This window comes from Streptomyces sp. NPDC021080 (assembly GCF_044333225.1).
Classification (GTDB): Bacteria; Actinomycetota; Actinomycetes; order Streptomycetales; family Streptomycetaceae; genus Streptomyces.
In genome coordinates, this window is sequence record NZ_JBIRQM010000008.1 from 390,863 (window position 1) to 406,992 (window position 16,130).

14 protein-coding genes and 1 tRNA gene are annotated in these 16,130 nt (G+C 70.9%); 9 read left to right on the forward strand and 6 right to left on the reverse strand.

Annotated elements, in window-relative coordinates:
* Window positions 1–171: 171 nt before the first annotated feature.
* The 3 genes from ACH4S8_RS22250 to ACH4S8_RS22260 form a co-directional block, all read right to left on the reverse strand.
* Window positions 172–489, reverse strand: a complete 318-nt coding sequence (locus ACH4S8_RS22250) for an FmdB family zinc ribbon protein (protein ID WP_398396560.1) — start codon at window positions 487–489, stop codon at window positions 172–174.
* Window positions 490–557: 68 nt separating this feature from the next.
* Window positions 558–1,820 (reverse strand): MFS transporter, encoded by a 1,263-nt coding sequence (locus tag ACH4S8_RS22255; RefSeq protein WP_398396562.1) that lies wholly within the window; start codon window positions 1,818–1,820, stop codon window positions 558–560.
* A gap of 438 nt (window positions 1,821–2,258) precedes the next feature.
* Complete coding sequence (locus tag ACH4S8_RS22260; RefSeq protein ID WP_398396564.1) at window positions 2,259–3,845, reverse strand: potassium/proton antiporter; 1,587 nt, start codon at window positions 3,843–3,845, stop codon at window positions 2,259–2,261.
* A 199-nt stretch (window positions 3,846–4,044) separates the two neighbouring features.
* Between ACH4S8_RS22260 and ACH4S8_RS22265 the strand changes: the two genes are divergently transcribed.
* Window positions 4,045–6,804 (forward strand): penicillin acylase family protein, encoded by a 2,760-nt coding sequence (locus tag ACH4S8_RS22265; protein ID WP_398396566.1) that lies wholly within the window; start codon window positions 4,045–4,047, stop codon window positions 6,802–6,804.
* Between the two features lie 187 nt (window positions 6,805–6,991).
* Here the strand turns inward: ACH4S8_RS22265 and ACH4S8_RS22270 are convergent, their stop codons facing one another.
* Window positions 6,992–7,639: a 5-formyltetrahydrofolate cyclo-ligase gene (locus tag ACH4S8_RS22270; protein WP_398396720.1), complete on the reverse strand. Its 648-nt coding sequence runs from the start codon at window positions 7,637–7,639 to the stop codon at window positions 6,992–6,994.
* 61 nt (window positions 7,640–7,700) lie between these two features.
* Between ACH4S8_RS22270 and galU the strand changes: the two genes are divergently transcribed.
* The 7 genes from galU (at window position 7,701) to ACH4S8_RS22305 (ending at window position 13,537) form a co-directional block, all read left to right on the forward strand.
* A complete protein-coding gene (gene galU, locus ACH4S8_RS22275; RefSeq protein ID WP_398396568.1) occupies window positions 7,701–8,603 on the forward strand; it encodes a UTP--glucose-1-phosphate uridylyltransferase GalU in 903 nt (300 codons plus the stop codon).
* A 5-nt stretch (window positions 8,604–8,608) separates the two neighbouring features.
* Window positions 8,609–9,931: a gephyrin-like molybdotransferase Glp gene (gene glp / locus ACH4S8_RS22280; RefSeq protein ID WP_398396570.1), complete on the forward strand. Its 1,323-nt coding sequence runs from the start codon at window positions 8,609–8,611 to the stop codon at window positions 9,929–9,931.
* A 225-nt stretch (window positions 9,932–10,156) separates the two neighbouring features.
* Window positions 10,157–10,669: a cyclic pyranopterin monophosphate synthase MoaC gene (gene moaC / locus ACH4S8_RS22285; RefSeq protein WP_398396572.1), complete on the forward strand. Its 513-nt coding sequence runs from the start codon at window positions 10,157–10,159 to the stop codon at window positions 10,667–10,669.
* Complete coding sequence (locus tag ACH4S8_RS22290; protein WP_398396574.1) at window positions 10,666–11,205, forward strand: molybdenum cofactor biosynthesis protein B; 540 nt, start codon at window positions 10,666–10,668, stop codon at window positions 11,203–11,205. Before moaC ends, ACH4S8_RS22290 begins: the two co-directional genes overlap by 4 nt.
* Before the next feature lie 23 nt (window positions 11,206–11,228).
* Window positions 11,229–11,891 (forward strand): GNAT family N-acetyltransferase, encoded by a 663-nt coding sequence (locus tag ACH4S8_RS22295; protein WP_398396722.1) that lies wholly within the window; start codon window positions 11,229–11,231, stop codon window positions 11,889–11,891.
* A gap of 173 nt (window positions 11,892–12,064) precedes the next feature.
* Window positions 12,065–13,366, forward strand: a complete 1,302-nt coding sequence (glpR, locus tag ACH4S8_RS22300; RefSeq protein ID WP_398396578.1) for a gephyrin-like molybdotransferase receptor GlpR — start codon at window positions 12,065–12,067, stop codon at window positions 13,364–13,366.
* Between the two features lie 97 nt (window positions 13,367–13,463).
* Window positions 13,464–13,537 (forward strand) — tRNA-Ala (locus tag ACH4S8_RS22305).
* Between the two features lie 191 nt (window positions 13,538–13,728).
* On the opposite strand, the gene ACH4S8_RS22310 is transcribed toward ACH4S8_RS22305, so the two are convergent.
* Window positions 13,729–14,205 carry a GNAT family N-acetyltransferase gene (locus tag ACH4S8_RS22310; RefSeq protein ID WP_398396580.1) on the reverse strand — a complete coding sequence of 159 codons (477 nt, stop codon included), beginning with the start codon at window positions 14,203–14,205 and terminating at the stop codon, window positions 13,729–13,731.
* Between the two features lie 116 nt (window positions 14,206–14,321).
* On the opposite strand from ACH4S8_RS22310, the gene ACH4S8_RS22315 reads away from it, so the two are divergent.
* Entirely contained in the window at window positions 14,322–15,125 is an 804-nt protein-coding gene (locus ACH4S8_RS22315) for an exodeoxyribonuclease III (protein WP_398396582.1), read from the forward strand.
* Here the strand turns inward: ACH4S8_RS22315 and ACH4S8_RS22320 are convergent.
* Window positions 15,113–15,796 carry a MerR family transcriptional regulator gene (locus ACH4S8_RS22320; RefSeq protein WP_398396724.1) on the reverse strand — a complete coding sequence of 228 codons (684 nt, stop codon included), beginning with the start codon at window positions 15,794–15,796 and terminating at the stop codon, window positions 15,113–15,115. The two genes, ACH4S8_RS22315 and ACH4S8_RS22320, sit on opposite strands and share 13 nt — an antisense overlap.
* Between the last annotated feature and the right edge of the window lie 334 nt (window positions 15,797–16,130).

The following is a 16,130-nucleotide window of genomic DNA, read 5'->3' on the forward strand; positions in this document are numbered from 1 at the left end:
GGCCGAAGACCCACTCGCCGAAGAGGGCGGGGCCCGTGCCGGGAGAACGCCGAAGACCCCGTCGTCGTACGACGACGGGGTCCCGTGAAATCGAGCCCTGTGAGGCCTGATGGGCCTTCTGGCGACGGCGACGGCCGGCCGGGACGGGAGCCCCGGCGGACCGAGGAGTCCCTACGCGGCGGAGCTGCCGGCCGAGCTGGTGCCCGACGACTTCGCGTCCGAGGACGACGAGGCGGACGCCGACGACGAGGACTTCGCGTCCGAGGACGTGGACGTGGACGGCTTCGAGGCGGGCGAGCTGCTCGACGACGAGCCGCGGCTGTCGTTGCGGTAGAAGCCGGAGCCCTTGAAGACAATGCCGACGGCTGAGAACACCTTCTTCAGGCGGCCGTTGCAGCTGGGGCATTCGGTCAGGGCGTCGTCGGTGAACTTCTGCACCGCCTCGAGGCCCTCGCCACACTCGGTGCACTGGTACTGGTAGGTCGGCACTTGTCTTCCTCCTGGCACTCTCACTCAGTGAGTGCTAACGACGGTCCATACTGACGTATTCCGCGAGATCAGTCCACTGTCACCGGCACGCGGTGACCGACGCCACGTGCGACGGCGCGGCTCGGGGCCCCTGGGGCGAGGCGTGAACGCAGTGCCACCAGGGTCGCCAGAGCCAGTGCCGTACCGGCCATCGGTACCAGGAACCCGGCGCCGCCCCAGAGCCTGTCCTCCAGCTGTCCGGCGACCGTGACGGCCGCCGCCTGGCCGAGCGCGACGGCACCGGTGAGCCAGGTGAAGGCCTCGGTGCGGGCGCCCTGCGGAACGAGGCTCTCGACCAGGGTGTAGCCGGTGATCAGGCTCGGGGCGATGCACATGCCGACCACGAGGCCGAGCCCGGCGAGCACGATCACCGAGTTCGCGGCCCACAGCCCGGAGGCGGCCAGCGCGAGGGCCGCGTACCCGAGGACGAGCCGCCGCTGCGGGGCCACCTTCCAGGCGACGGCGCCGCAGACGATGCCCGAGAGCATGTTGCCCGCCGCGAAGACGCCGTACAGGACACCGTTCAGGCCGGGCTCGCCGATCGACTCGCTGTACGCGGCCAGCGAGACCTGCATGCCGCCGAAGACGGAGCCGATGCCCAGGAAGGTCATGATCAGAACGCGCACCCCGGGGATCCGCAGAGCGGAACCGTGCTCCACGCGTGCGTGCCCGGCGGCGGAGACGGCGGGCTGTGTGCTCTTCTGCGCGGCGAACAGCAGACCGCCGACCAGGGTCAGCGTCGCCTCGGTCAGCAGGCCCGCGGCGGGGGCGACGGCCGTGCACAGCGCGGTGGCGAGCAGGGGGCCGAAGACGAAGGTCAGCTCGTCCGTGACGGACTCGAAGGCGGCCGCGGTCGGCATCAGGGGCGAGTCCTGGAGCTTCACGCCCCAGCGGGCCCGCACCATGGGGCTGATCTGCGGCACCGAGGCACCGGTGGGCACGGCGGCGACGAAGAGCACCCACAGGGGGGCGCCCGTCAGCGCGAGCGCGGTCAGGGAGAAGCCGGCCACGGCGTGCACGAGGACGCCGGGCAGCAGGACGGCCCGCTGTCCGTGCCGGTCGGCCAGACGCCCGGTGAAGGGCGCGAACAGTGCCATGGAGACACCGGTGACGGCCGCGACCGCGCCGGCCGCTCCGTAGGAGCCGGTGGTGTGCTGCACGAGCAGCACGATGGAGATCGTCAGCATGGCGAACGGCTGACGGGCGGCGAAGCCGGGGAGCAGGAACGTCCAGGCGCCGCGGGTGCGCAGCAGTTGTCCGTACCCAGGGCGGGAGGTGACCGTGGATGCCACGGCCCGTGCCTTTCTGCCGCCTGGTAGCGCGCCCGTGCGGGGGCGCCGAGAGCTGTCCTCTTGCGCGGATCTGCGGTAGATACCGGCGTCCCCTGCGGAAGGACGTCTCGGCCGCCATACGGTCGCGCCAGCTCTGCGTCAGGCAGAGTTGGTTCGATCAAGGTGTGCGTTCATCGTACAGGGGGTCGGTGTCGTGCCGGGCCTGTGAAAAAGAGCACTGTGCGGTCGCGACCCTGCGAATGCCCTCGTTTTCGAGAACGCGTTCGATGTTTGTAAGGGCTTCGATCGGTGTCCCGTAAGAAGCGCGTCCGGCGTTTCGCAAGAATCCGCCCGGAAGCCCGGAAGCCCGGAAGCCCGGAAGCCCGGAAGCCCGGAAGCCCGGAAGCCCGGAAGCCCGGAAGCCCGGAAGCCCGGAAGCCCGGAAGCCGGACGGGTCGGTCACAGGCCTGTTCGGTGCTGTGTCCGGTGCTCCGTCCCGCCGTCGCCGATGCCCAGCCAGTCGGCGAGCTTGCCGCCCTGGCCCACCGCGCGCAGGCGTCTCTCGGTCGCGTCCCGGACCGGGTCGGTCGCCACGACCAGCAGTTCGTCGCCGAGCCGCAGCACCGTCGTCGGCATCGGCACGAAGGACTTCGCCTCGCGGACGACGAGGGTGACCGCCGCGCCCGGAGGCAGTCGCAGCTCGCCCACCTCGACACCGTGCATGCGCGACCCCTCGGGGATCGCGACGGACAGCAGATGGCCGCGCAGCCGCTCCAGGGGTGCCGATTCGATGCCGAGGTCGGCGGCTGCGGGGGACTCCCCGAGGCGGAGCTTGCGGGCCAGCCAGGGCAGCGTCGGGCCCTGGACGAGGGTGTAGACGACGACCAGGACGAAGACGATGTTGAAGATCCGCTTGCTCTCCGCGATGCCGCTCACCATCGGGATCGTCGCCAGGATGATGGGCACGGCGCCGCGCAGCCCCGCCCAGGACAGCAGTGCCTGCTCCTGCCACGGGATGCGGAACGGCAGCAGGCTGGCGACCACGCTCAGCGGCCGCGCCACCATGGTCAGCACCAGGCCGATGAGGAGCGCGGGGACGATGTCGTCGCCCATCTCGTGCGGGGTGACCAGGAGGCCGAGCAGGACGAACATGCCGATCTGGGCGATCCAGCCGAGCCCCTCGGCGAAGCCGCGGGTGGCGGGCCAGTGGGGCAGCTTCGCGTTTCCGAGCACCATGGAGGCGAGGTAGACGGCGAGGAAGCCGCTGCCGTGGGCGAGCGCGCCGGCCGCGTACGCGGTGACGGCGATGGCCATCACGGCGATCGGGTACAGGCCGGAGGCCGGCAGTGCCACGTGCCGCAGTCCGTACGCGCCCAGCCAGCCGACCGCGAGGCCGATGGCGGCGCCGATGGTCAGCTCCAGCGCGATCTCGCCGATCAGCCTGTACCAGTGCTCCACCGGGCCCGCCGTGGAGAACGCGACGACCAGGATGACCACCGGAGCGTCGTTGAACCCCGACTCGGCCTCCAGGATGCCCGTCACGCGCGAGGGGAGGGGGATCTTGCGCAGGACGGAGAAGACCGCGGCCGCGTCCGTCGAGGAGACGACCGCCCCGATGATGAGCGCCTGGTGCCACTCCAGACCGATCAGGAAGTGCGCGGCCGCGGCCGTGACGCCGACGCTCACCGCGACGCCCACCGTCGCCAGCGCGGAGGCCGCCGGCAGGGCCGGTCTGATCTCCCTCCACTTCGTGCCGAGACCGCCTTCGGCCAGGATCACGACCAGGGCCGCGTACCCGATGACCTGGGTCAGTTCGGCGTTGCTGAAGTGGACGTCACCGACTCCGTCCTGGCCGATCGCGACGCCTATCCCCAGATAGACGAGCAGCGTGGGAAGCCCGCTGCGTGAGGAGATCCGGACCGCCGCCACCGCGATGAGCAGGACGAGCGAGCACACGAGCAGGAGCTGGTTGAGGTGGTGGACAGTCAGGGGCTGGTCCTTTCTCGCCGATCCGGTCCGCCGGGGGCGGAGCCCGGATCCGGGCACCGGAAGCCGGCCACTTCGGTGCAAGTACTTCGTTACCTTACCTAACTCTTGACGTTTTCTTGACGTTCCCGGAGGCAAGATCGAACGGTCGTGCTTCCCGGTTTCCTAGTCCGCGTCAAGGCGCGGTGGGCCCTGCGCCTATGGTTGCCCCAGCACTCCAGGACCGCCTGCCGCTCGCGTTAGGACAGCAAGGACAGCGATGCCCCCCAACACCACCGCCTCTTCCGGCCAGCAGCCCGGCAAGTCCGGCAGGAAGAAGGGGCGCAAAGCCCGACTGTTCTTGATTGTCCTGGTTCTCGCCATCATCGGAGGCATCGCCTTCGGCGCGTACTGGAGCGTCAGCACGGTGCGCGCCTCCTTCCCGCAGACCAAGGGCTCCCTTCAGCTCGACGGCCTGTCGGGGCCCGTGACCGTGCAGCGCGACGGCAACGGGATCCCGCAGATCTACGCCTCGTCCGACGAGGACCTGTTCATGGCCCAGGGCTTCGTCCAGGCGCAGGACCGGTTCTACGAGATGGACGTGCGCCGTCACATGACCTCGGGCCGGCTGTCCGAGATGTTCGGCTCGGGCCAGGTCAAGAACGACGAGTTCCTGCGCACGCTGGGCTGGGACCGCATCGCGAAGAAGGAGTACGACACCAAGCTGTCGGCCTCCACCAAGAAGTACCTCGACGCGTACTCCGAGGGGGTCAACGCCTATCTGAAGGGCAAGAGCGGCAAGGACCTCTCCCTGGAGTACGCCGCTCTCGGTTTCACCAACGACTACAAGCCGACCCTGTGGACCCCGGTCGACTCGGTGTCCTGGCTCAAGGCCATGGCCTGGGACCTGCGCGGCAACATGCAGGAAGAGATCGACCGCTCCCTGATGACGAGCCGGCTCGGCCCGAAGCAGATCGCGGACCTGTACCCGGAGTACCCGTACAGCCGGAACAAGACGATCGTCCGCGAGGGCTCGTACGACAGCGTCACCGGGACGTACACCTCTTCGGACGCCGCGTCGACGACCACGGCGGGCACGGGGCTCACGGGCAACACCGCGGCGCCCTCCGGGTTCCAGAGCCAGCTCTCGGGGCTCTACAAGGTCCTCGACGGCCTGCCCACCGCCGTCGGCGTGAACGGCAACGGCATCGGATCCAACTCCTGGGTCGTCGCCGGGAAGCACACCATCACCGGCAAGCCGCTGCTGGCCAACGACCCGCACCTGTCGGCGTCGCTGCCCTCGGTCTGGTACCAGATGGGCCTGCACTGCACCAAGGTCTCCGCCAAGTGCCAGTACGACGTCACCGGTTACACCTTCGCGGGCATGCCCGGTGTGGTCATCGGCCACAACGCGGACATGGCCTGGGGCATGACCAACTCCGGGGTCGACGTCACCGACCTCTACCTGGAGAAGATCACCGGCGAGGGCTACGAGTACGACGGCAAGGTGCTGCCGTTCACGACCCGCAAGGAGACGATCAAGGTCGCGGGCGGTGACGCCAAGACGATCGTCGTCCGGCAGACCCAGGACGGGATGCCGCTGCTCTCCGACCGTGACGACGAACTCGTCCAGGTCGGAAAGAAGGCCACGGTCGACGCCGGAGCGCCCGACCGCGGCGACGGCTACGCGATAGCACTGCGCTGGACCGCGCTGGACCCGGGCAGGACCATGGACGCCGTCTTCGCGATGGACAAGGCGTCGAACTGGACCGAGTTCCGCAAGGCGGCCGCCTCCTTCGAGGTGCCGTCCCAGAACCTGATCTACGCCGACGGCGCCGGCGCGAGCGGCAACATCGGCTACACGCTGCCCGGCAAGATCCCCACGCGCGCCAAGGGCGACGACGGCTCGCTGCCCTCGCCCGGCTGGGACTCCAAGTACCGCTGGACCGGTTACATCAAGCAGTCCGCGCTGCCGTACGAGTACAACCCCAGGCGCGGCTACATCGTGACCGCCAACCAGGCGGTCGTCGACCCGGACAAGTACCCGTACACGCTCACCACGGACTGGGGTTACGGCACCCGCAGCCAGCGGATCACCGATCTGATCGAGGCGAAGACCAAGGGCGGCGCCAAGATCTCGACCGATGACATGCGCCAGATGCAGCTCGACAACAGCAGCGAGATCGCCAAGCTGATCGTGCCCAAGCTGCTCAAGATCGACGTTGCCGACAAGGACGTCCGCGACGCGCAGAAGCTCCTGGAGGGCTGGGACTACACCCAGGACTCCGACTCCGCCGCGGCCGCCTACTTCAACGCCACCTGGCGCAACATCCTCAAGCTCGCCTTCGGCAACAAGCTGCCCAAGGAGCTGCGGGTCAAGGGCCAGTGCCTGTGGGTCGAGCGGGCCGACACCACCGGTCCCGCCGACGAGGACCAGACGGTGCGCGAGTGCGGCGAACGCGAGCCGGACCAGGCGCAGCCGGACGGCGGCGACCGCTGGTTCGAGGTGATCCGCAAGATCATCGACGACGAGCACAACGACTGGTGGAAGCTGCCCCGGACGCGTACCGAAAAGGCGTCCACCGACCGGGACAAGCTGTTCGGCCGGGCCATGGCGGACGCCCGCTGGGAGCTGACCGCCAAGCTCGGCAAGGACATCGACACCTGGAGCTGGGGCCGGCTGCACCGCCTGTTCCTGAAGAACCAGACGCTCGGTACCGAAGGCCCCGGCTTCCTGCAGTACATGCTCAACCGCGGCCCCTGGAACCTCAGCGGCGGAGAGGCGACGGTCAACGCGACCGGCTGGAACGCGGCGGGCGGCTACGGAGTGATCTGGGTCCCCTCGATGCGGATGGTCGTCAACCTCGGGGACCTCGACAAGTCCAAGTGGATCAACCTCTCGGGCGCCTCGGGGCACGCCTACAGCGCGCACTACACCGACCAGACGGAGCTGTGGGCCAAGGGCGAACTCCTGCCGTGGGCCTTCAGCAAGAAGGCCGTCGACGAGAAGACGAGCGACACCCTGGTCCTGAAGCCCTGATGCTTCGAGGGGCGTCGGCGCCCGCGTCCTCGCGGTACTCGACGCCCTGAAGCCGGTGTCCGGCGAAAGTGGCCCTCCACGCACGCGTGGAGGGCCACTTTCACGTCAGCCGTCAGCCGTCAGCCGTCAGCCGTCAGCCGTCAGCCGTTCCCGGTTCGGCCGCCTGCCGCCTGCCGCCCACCGTCCGTCAGCGGAAGCGGCGGAGGCCGGAGGGGGTCACCACCGCGTGGACGGGCCGGTCGTGCGCCTCCGACGGGACCCGGTCGACGACTTCGGTGTCGTACAGGAGCACCACCAGCGCGGGGCCGGCGCCCGAACGCTCCAGACGGGCGAGCACGCGGTCGTACGAGCCTCCGCCGCGCCCCAGTCGCATCCCGCGCGCGTCGACGGCGAGGCCGGGCAGCAGAACGGCGTCGGCCTCCTGGACGGCTTCCGGCCCCAGTCGCCCGCCCGCGGGCTCCAGGAGGGCCATCTTCCCGCCGTGCCGGACCTCCGCGAGGGAGTCCGGCCCGGTGTACGCCCCCCAGTCCAGGTCGTTGTCCGGCAGCAGGACCGGCAGCAGGACGCGCACCCCACGCGCGTGGAGCGCGTCCAGGAGCGCGAGGGTGCCCGGTTCGCTCCCCACGGACACGTACGCCGCCACCGTGCGGGCCCGCGCCAGTTCGGGCAGCTCCAGGGCGCGGACGGCGAGCGCGGCGGCGGTCTCCCGCACGTCATCGGCCGTCAACCCGTTTCTCACCGACAGGAATTCCCGTCGCAACGTTCGCTTGTCAGGCTCTGGTTCAGGTCCGGAGTTTTTCACAGGTGGCTCCTGTAGTTCTCTTAATCCGCTCATATGATCGTGAATTAACCGGAACCACAGATTCTGCACATAGCGACCGGTTATGGTTGCGGACATGACTGAGTCGCACCCCAGGATCACCAAGGCTGTCATTCCCGCGGCAGGCCTCGGCACCCGGTTCCTGCCGGCCACCAAGGCCACTCCCAAGGAGATGCTGCCGGTCGTCGACAAGCCGGCGATCCAGTACGTGGTCGAAGAGGCCGTGTCGGCGGGTCTGGACGACGTTCTGATGATCACGGGCCGCAACAAGCGCCCTCTCGAAGACCACTTCGATCGCAACTACGAGCTGGAATCCGCCCTCCAGAAGAAGGGCGACGCGAGCCGGCTCGCCAAGGTCCAGGAGTCCAGCGACCTCGCGACCATGCACTACGTGCGCCAGGGCGATCCCAGGGGCCTCGGCCACGCGGTCCTGTGCGCGGCCCCGCACGTCGGCCGCGAGCCCTTCGCCGTGCTCCTCGGCGACGACCTGATCGATCCCCGCGATCCCCTCCTGGCCCGCATGGTCGAGGTCCAGGAGCAGCGCGGCGGCAGCGTCATCGCGCTCATGGAGGTCGCGCCCGAGCAGATCCACCTCTACGGCTGCGCCGCCGTCGAGGCCACCGAAGAGGGGGACCTGGTCAAGGTGACCGGCCTCGTCGAGAAGCCGGACGCGGCGGACGCGCCCAGCAGTTACGCCGTCATCGGCCGCTACGTCCTCGACCCGCACATCTTCGACATACTGCACAAGACCGAGCCGGGCCGCGGCGGCGAGATCCAGCTCACCGACGCCCTCCAGCAGCTCGCCGCGGACGAGAAGGTCGGCGGCCCCGTGCACGGCGTCGTCTTCAAGGGCCGCCGTTATGACACCGGGGACCGCGGCGACTACCTGCGTGCCATTGTCAGACTCGCATGCGAACGTGAAGACCTGGGCCCGGACTTCCGGACCTGGCTTCGCAGTTACGTAGCCGAGGAGATGTAGGGACTTTGAGCAGCGCCGCGACCCGCACCACCGGCCAGGAGCACCTCTGGTCGGTGGCCGAGCACCTGGAGGACATCCTCACGACCGTCCGCCCCATCGAACCCATCGAGCTCCAACTCCTCGACGCCCAGGGCTGCGTCCTGCTCGAGGACGTCACGGTGCCGGTCTCCCTGCCGCCGTTCGACAACAGCTCCATGGACGGGTACGCGGTCCGGGTCACGGACGTGGCGGGCGCGAGCGAGGAATTCCCGGCGGTCCTGACGGTCGTCGGGGACGTCGCGGCAGGCCAGGCCGACCAGCCCTACGTGGGCCCCGGCCAGGCCGCCCGCATCATGACCGGCGCCCCGCTGCCGCCCGGAGCCGAAGCCGTCGTCCCCGTCGAGTGGACGGACGGAGGCCTCGGCGAGGGACCGGTCTCCGGGATGCGCGCGCACAGCACGTCCCCGGAGGGCGCCCGAGGACAGGTCCACGTCCACCGGCCGGCCGAGGCACGCGCGCACGTACGCGCCAAGGGCAGTGACGTGAAGGCGGGCGACCGCGCCCTCGAAGCCGGCACCATCCTCGGCCCGCCGCAGATCGGCCTGCTGGCCGCGATCGGCCGCGGCACCGTGCGGGTGCGCCCCCGCCCGCGCGTGGTCGTCCTGTCCACCGGCAGCGAACTCGTCCAGCCCGACGAGGAGTTGGGCACCGGCCAGATCTACGACTCCAACAGCTTCGCGCTGTGCGCGGCCGCCCGTGACGCGGGAGCCATCGCGTACCGCGTCGGCGCCGTCGCGGACGACGCCGAGACCCTGCGCTCGACCATCGAGGACCAACTCGTCCGCGCGGACCTGCTGGTCACGACGGGCGGAGTGAGCGTCGGCGCCTACGACGTCGTCAAGGAAGCACTGTCGTCGGTCGCCGACGAGGACGAGGAGGGCGGCGGCATCGACTTCCGCACCCTCGCCATGCAGCCCGGCAAGCCCCAGGGCTTCGGCTCCATCGGCCCCGACCACACCCCGCTGCTCGCGCTCCCGGGCAACCCCGTCTCGTCCTACGTCTCCTTCGAGCTCTTCGTGCGCCCCGCGATCCGCACCCTGATGGGACTGCCGGACGTCCACCGGCCCACGACCAGGGCGAAGCTCTCCGCGGACAAGGCACTGACCTCGCCGAAGGGGCGCCGCCAGTTCCTGCGCGGCACCTACGCGGACGGCACCGTGACGCCCGTCGGAGGCGCCGGATCCCACCTGGTCGCCGCCCTCGCGCACGCCGACGCGCTGATCGTCGTCCCCGAGCAGGACACCTCGGTCGAGCCCGGCGCCGAGGTCGAGGTGGTGCTCCTCGGCTGACCGGCCGCCCCGCGCGGGCGTCGGCCCCGGAACATGCCGGGCGTCCCCGGGCAAGTGGAACTTCGCGGACACGCCCCGGGCCCCGCCGCAGGGTGCCCGGGGCGTGCGAGGGGCGCACGCCCCCTCATGGGCGGCGTAGCGGTGGGCGCGCTGGCGGTAACGTGTCGGGCACACCAGGCCCACGCGCCGCACCGCGACGGGCCCTGACCGGGAGCGCCCACGCACATGACTGTTCCGTCCCGGGGGGAGACCTCCGGACCCCCCGCGCAGAACCGACTGACGCACATCGACGAGGCCGGCGCCGCCCGCATGGTCGACGTGTCGGGGAAGGACGTGACCGCCCGCACCGCGCGCGCGAGCGGCCGGGTCCTGGTCTCTCCGCGGGTCGTGGAACTGCTGCGCGGCGAAGGAGTCCCCAAGGGCGACGCCCTCGCCACCGCCCGCATCGCCGGGATCATGGGAGCCAAGCGCACGCCGGACCTGATCCCGCTGTGCCACCCGTTGTCGGTGTCCGGTGTCAGGATTGACCTGTCGGTCGCGGACGACGCCGTCGAGATCCTCGCCACCGTGAAGACGACCGACCGCACGGGCGTCGAGATGGAAGCCCTCACCGCGGTCAGTGTGGCGGCCCTCACCGTGATCGACATGGTCAAGGCTGTCGACAAGGGGGCGGTCATCACGGACGTACGGGTGGAAGAGAAGACGGGTGGTAAATCGGGCGACTGGAGCCGGGCATGAGCGGCGGCACCGTCACCGGAGAGGCACTGTCGGCGGACTACAGCGCCCTGGTCGTCACGGCCTCCAACCGTGCCGCCGCCGGTGTGTACGAGGACAAGGGCGGCCCTCTGGTCGCCGCGGGCCTCGCGGAATCCGGCTTCGCGGTCGACGGGCCGTGGGTCGTGCCCGACGGGGACCCCGTGGAGGAGGCGCTGCGCTCCGGAGTCGAGGCGGGCTACGACGTCATCGTCACCACCGGCGGCACGGGGATCTCGCCCACCGACCGCACCCCCGAGGCGACCCTGCGCGTGCTCGACCACGAGATCCCCGGCATCCCGGAGGCCATCAGGGCGTTCGGGAGGGACAAGGTGCCCACCGCGGCGCTCTCGCGGGGACTCGCCGGAGTCGCCCGGGGCACGCTGATCGTCAACCTGCCGGGCTCCACCGGCGGGGTGAGGGACGGACTGGCCGTTCTGGAACCCCTCCTGATCCACGCCGTCGACCAGATCCGCGGCGGCGACCACCACAGACCCAGCGGCAGTGGGGGTGCGAGCTGAACAGCCCATCCTGGCCGGTCGAGCTGGTGGACGGCGATGTCGTCCTCCGGCCGATAAGGCTGCGCGACCAGCGGGCCTGGCGCGAGGTGAACCGGCGCAACCGCGACTGGCTGCGTCCCTGGGAGGCGACCATCCCGCCCCCCACCCCGAGCGGTCCGATCGCGCACCGGCCGACGTACCGGCAGATGGTCCGCCACCTGCGCGCCGAGGCCAACGCGGGCCGGATGCTGCCCTTCGTGATCGAGTACCAGGGGCGGCTGGTCGGCCAGCTCACCGTGGCCGGGATCACCTGGGGCTCGATGTGCTCCGGGCACATCGGCTACTGGGTGGACCAGTCGGTCGCGGGCCGCGGGGTGATGCCGACGGCCGTGGCGCTGGTGAGCGACCACTGCTTCCGCACCGTCGGACTGCACCGCATCGAAATCTGCATTCGCCCCGAGAACGGGCCCAGCCGCAGGGTCGTGGAGAAACTCGGATACCGGGAGGAAGGGCTGCGCCCGCGCTATCTCCACATCGACGGCGCCTGGCGCGACCATCTCGTCTTCGCGCTCACCGCGGAGGAAGTGCCCGAGGGACTGCTCGCGCGCTGGCGGCGGAGACGTGCCGCGGCGAACCGGCCGGATCAGGTGGGATCGGAACAGGCCGGTTCGCAGAACCCGAGCAAGCCCGGCAACGCCGGAAAATGAAATAGGTGTTCGAAAATGATCGGCCGTCGATCGCGTCAGGGCATTAAATTCGCGCTCGCGGTGGCCTGCTGATCGCATCGGTCACCAAAAAAGCTCGAAATATCAGCCGGATCGTGCGACACACCGGCCCAATTGGCAGATGGCCTCACACAAACCCCTCTACCGTGTGAGGCGTGAGCAGCAGCGGCCTCATCTACGCAGTCATTGTCGGGGCCTGGGCCGCCTACTTGGTGCCGATGTGGCTCCGTAGGCAGGACGAGCTGAACGAAGCCCGTCCGACGGAACGCTTCAGCACCGCCATCCGGCTGCTGTCCGGACGGGCGGGCATGGAGCGTCGATACGCCAAGGACCTGCGCGCACGCTCCGCCGAGGAGGAGGAGCCCAGCGCCGACCCGGACGACGTCACCGATTCGGTGGACGTCCGGGCCTTCGCCGTATCCCCGACCCGGCCCCAGGCGGCGGACCACCCCCAGGCGACGGACCGGCACCGTCCGCACGTACAGGAACGGGTGCAGGTGCCGGAGCCGGTCCAGGCGGAGCAGGAACCGGGCGCGCACGCGGCCGGCCGGGAGAGCGGCACGTACGACACCTCGGGCGGCGCCCGGTCCGTAGTGCCGCACCAGCCGGGCCCTCCCGGTTCCGCGCCGAGACCCCCGGCCAAGTCCACGTCCCAGCAGTCCGCGCCGTCCGCGCCCGGCGCGCGCCGGGCGCTCTCGGCGGAGGCCGCAGCGCGGGCCCGGCGTACGAAGGTCCTCGCGCGCCGTCGGCGTACGACGGTCCTGCTGTTCCTCGCCTTCACCCTCGGCGCGATCGTGGCGGCCGTGGGCGGGCTCGCGTTCCTGTGGGCGCCCGCGGTGCCGGCCGTGATGCTGAGCTCGTACATCATGCACCTGCGTGCCCAGGAGCGACGGCGCTTCACCTACACGATGGACCGTCGCCGGGCCGAGGCCGCGGCGCAGCGGCTCCGGGAGCGCCAGCCCCGTCGGCGGATGCCCGTCGACCCCGTGGCGGACGAACCGGAGGAGGGCGCCGACCCCGACACCGATCCCGGTCTCCTGGCGCTCGCCGCCGACCGCCGCGCCCTCGTCGAGCAGACCGACCACGCCGAGTGGGTCGACCAGCAGCGCGAACGGCAGTGCGCTCCCGCCCAGGGGGACAGCTGGGACCCGGTGCCGGTTCCCCTGCCCACCTATGTGACCGCGCCGGTCGCGCCCCGGGCGACGTCCAGCGTGGACCTGGGCGCGCCGGACGCGTGGAGCTCCGCGCGCTCCAGCTCGGCCGAGCCGAGCGCGCCCGAGGCGGCGCCGGCCGTCGACGAGGATCTCTCCGAGGGGTCCGGCGACGCCGACGCGGCGGACGACAGCCGCAGCGACGCCCGGCGGGCGGCCTCCGCGCGCCGCGCCCGCGAGCGCGGCCGCACGCCGCTGTTCGACCAGTACGAGGACGGCGAACGGCCGCGCGCGGCCAACGAGTGACGGGTGTTCCGGCCGGTGCCCGCGGCCGTCCGGCTGACCAGGCAGGAACGGATTACCGAGCACCTCGATCGGGATGCTAGAGTTTCACTCGTTGCAAGGGCCTGTGGCGCAGTCTGGTAGCGCACCTCGTTCGCATCGAGGGGGTCTGGGGTTCAAATCCCCACAGGTCCACCGCAGCAAAGAGGCCCGTTCCCATCCGTGGGAGCGGGCCTCTTGCCATGCCCGGGAGCCGGTGACGGCAACTGCCGCCGGTGGCCCCGGGGCTGGCGGCCCTTCGGCCGCCGCCCGACGGCCAGGATCCGGCGGACGCCGGACGCGATCGGGCCGTCGGGGGCGACGCCGGACGGACACCGCCCCGGCGGCTAGAGGGCCTTGGCGTAGCAGAGGCTCAGTTCGTGGAAGCGGTAGTAGCCGAACTTGGCGCACGGCTCGTAGCCGCTCGACGCGTACAGGGCGACCGCCTCGGGCTGCTTGGAGCCCGTCTCCAGGACCATCCGGGTGCGGCCGGCGGCGCGGGCGTCCTCCTCCAGCGCGGCGAGCATCCGCCGGGCGAGACCGAGACCGCGGGCCTCGGGGACCACGTACATGCGCTTGAGCTCGGCGTCTCCGTCCGAGTAGCCCTCGTCGTTCTCGTCCTGGGTGCGCCAGCCGCCCGTGGCCACCGGGCGGTCCCGCTCGTCGTACGCGATCAGATAGAGGCCGAGCGGCGGGACGAACATCCGTGCGTCCAGATGGGTGGCGTCACCGCCGTCGCCGTAGCGCTCGGCGTATTCGGCCTGGACCTGGTCGTTGAGCTTCGCGGCGTCGGGGTGGTCGAAGGTGACCGGGCGGAAATTCATGCGTAATACCGTACATCTGTGCGATAGGCGAATGGGTGGGCGGGTGATGCCGCCGGCCGGCCGTGCCGCCGTAGATCGAGTTCTGGACGGCCGTACGGATTAAGTATCGTGCCCGGATGCTGACTGTGACCTCTGTGAATGTGAACGGGCTTCGGGCCGCCGCGAAGAAGGGTTTCGTGGAATGGCTCGCGGAGACCTCCGCGGACGTGCTGTGCCTTCAGGAGGTGCGCGCGGAGCCCGGGCAGCTTCCCGAGGAGGTGCGTGCGCCCGAGGGATGGCACGTCGTGCACGCCCCCGCCGCCGCCAAGGGCCGCGCGGGTGTGTCCCTTTACACGCGCCGCGAGCCCGACCGCGTCCGGATCGGCTTCGGGTCCGAGGAGTTCGACTCCACCGGGCGGTACGTCGAGGCGGACCTGCCCGGTGTCACCGTCGCGAGCCTCTACCTGCCCTCGGGCGAGGTCGGGACCGAGCGGCAGGACGAGAAGGTCCGGTTCATGGGGGAGTTCCTCACGTATCTGAAGGAGCTGAGGGAGCGGGCCGCCGCCGACGGGCGCGAGGTCGTGGTCTGCGGCGACTGGAACATCGCCCACCAGGAGGCCGACCTCAAGAACTGGCGCGCCAACCGGAAGAACTCCGGCTTCCTGCCCGAGGAGCGGGAGTGGCTCGGCCGCGTCCTCGACCCGGAGGACGGCGGGTACGTCGACGTCGTGCGCGCCCTGCACCCGGACGCCGAGGGGCCGTACACCTGGTGGTCGTACCGGGGGCGGGCCTTCGACAACGATTCAGGTTGGAGGATCGACCTGCAGGTCGGCACGCCGGGGCTCGCGGGCAAGGCGGTCAAGGGGCTCGTGGAGCGTGCGGCGACCCACGGGGAGCGCTGGTCCGACCACGCCCCCGTCACGGTGGTCTACGAGCTCTGAGCGGCCCCGTCGCGCCTGTGGGGCCCGGTGTCCCGGTTCTCCCGCGGGTCCCGGTGATCCCGTAGTCGGCGGTCCATCGCCATCGACAGTTCCGCCTCCACCACGCTCTTGGCCAGGGGGCGCAGGCGTTGGAGGTCGTCGGGGGTGCGGTCCTCGGTGAGGACGAGGGTGGTGAAGAGTTCGGCCAGGGCCTCGGTGTGCTCGCGGACGCACCGGGCCGCCGTCAGGACGTCCGCGAGGGGGATGCCCTCGCGGACCAGGGCGGCCGAGACGTCGAGCAGGCGGCGGCTGATGTGCACGATCTCGCCGCCGTCCGTGCCGAGGTAGCCGAGGTCGAGCGCCGCGGCGAGGTTCTCGCCGGTCGCCTGGCCCGCGAAGACGTCGGCCAGTTCCTCGGGGGAGAGGCGGACCGGGGTCTCCTCGGTGGGCTCGCCGAGGCCGAGCAGTTCGCCGACGTCACGGCCGTGGTCGAAGGCCTCGGCGAGTTCCGCGATGCCGTTCAGGGTGTGGCCGCGTTCCAGCAGTGCCGAGATGGTGCGCAGCCGGGCCAGGTGGGTGTCGTCGTACCAGGCGATGCGGCCCTCGCGCCGGGGCGGCGGTATGAGTTTGCGCTCCCGGTAGAAGCGCAGGGTCCGCACGGTGATGCCGGCCTCCTCGGCCAGTTCCTCCATGCGGTACTCGCGGCGGCGGCCGGGGTCCGGAGCGGGGCGGGCGGCGTCGGTGGGCGGCCCGGGCGCAGGTGCGGGGCGGGCGGCTCCGGTGGGTGGCTCCGAGGCTTCGCGCGTCGGCGCGTCCGGCCGGCGCCTGCCGGACTTCCGCGTCTCCGCGCTCTCTTCGCGCGTCCGCGCGCCGCGCTTTCCTGATCCCTCGGCCACGTCCGCACCCTACGTCGTACCCCCGGTAACTTTCCCGGCCACGACCCCTACCCATGAGTACGAAGCTGCTCTACCCTCCCGATTGTGCCAGTGTTCACTGGCAGGATCGTGCGGGCTAGGGAGGCGTCGG

Coding starts and splice junctions, on each gene's coding strand:
- ACH4S8_RS22265 (WP_398396566.1), top strand. CDS start 4,045: ATGCCCCCCAACACCACCGCCTCTTCCGGCCAGCAGCCCGGCAAGTCC.
- ACH4S8_RS22270 (WP_398396720.1), bottom strand. CDS start 7,639: ATGAGCGGATTAAGAGAACTACAGGAGCCACCTGTGAAAAACTCCGGA.
- galU (WP_398396568.1), top strand. CDS start 7,701: ATGACTGAGTCGCACCCCAGGATCACCAAGGCTGTCATTCCCGCGGCA.
- moaC (WP_398396572.1), top strand. CDS start 10,157: ATGACTGTTCCGTCCCGGGGGGAGACCTCCGGACCCCCCGCGCAGAAC.
- ACH4S8_RS22290 (WP_398396574.1), top strand. CDS start 10,666: ATGAGCGGCGGCACCGTCACCGGAGAGGCACTGTCGGCGGACTACAGC.
- ACH4S8_RS22310 (WP_398396580.1), bottom strand. CDS start 14,205: ATGAATTTCCGCCCGGTCACCTTCGACCACCCCGACGCCGCGAAGCTC.
- ACH4S8_RS22315 (WP_398396582.1), top strand. CDS start 14,322: ATGCTGACTGTGACCTCTGTGAATGTGAACGGGCTTCGGGCCGCCGCG.
- ACH4S8_RS22320 (WP_398396724.1), bottom strand. CDS start 15,796: ATGGAGGAACTGGCCGAGGAGGCCGGCATCACCGTGCGGACCCTGCGC.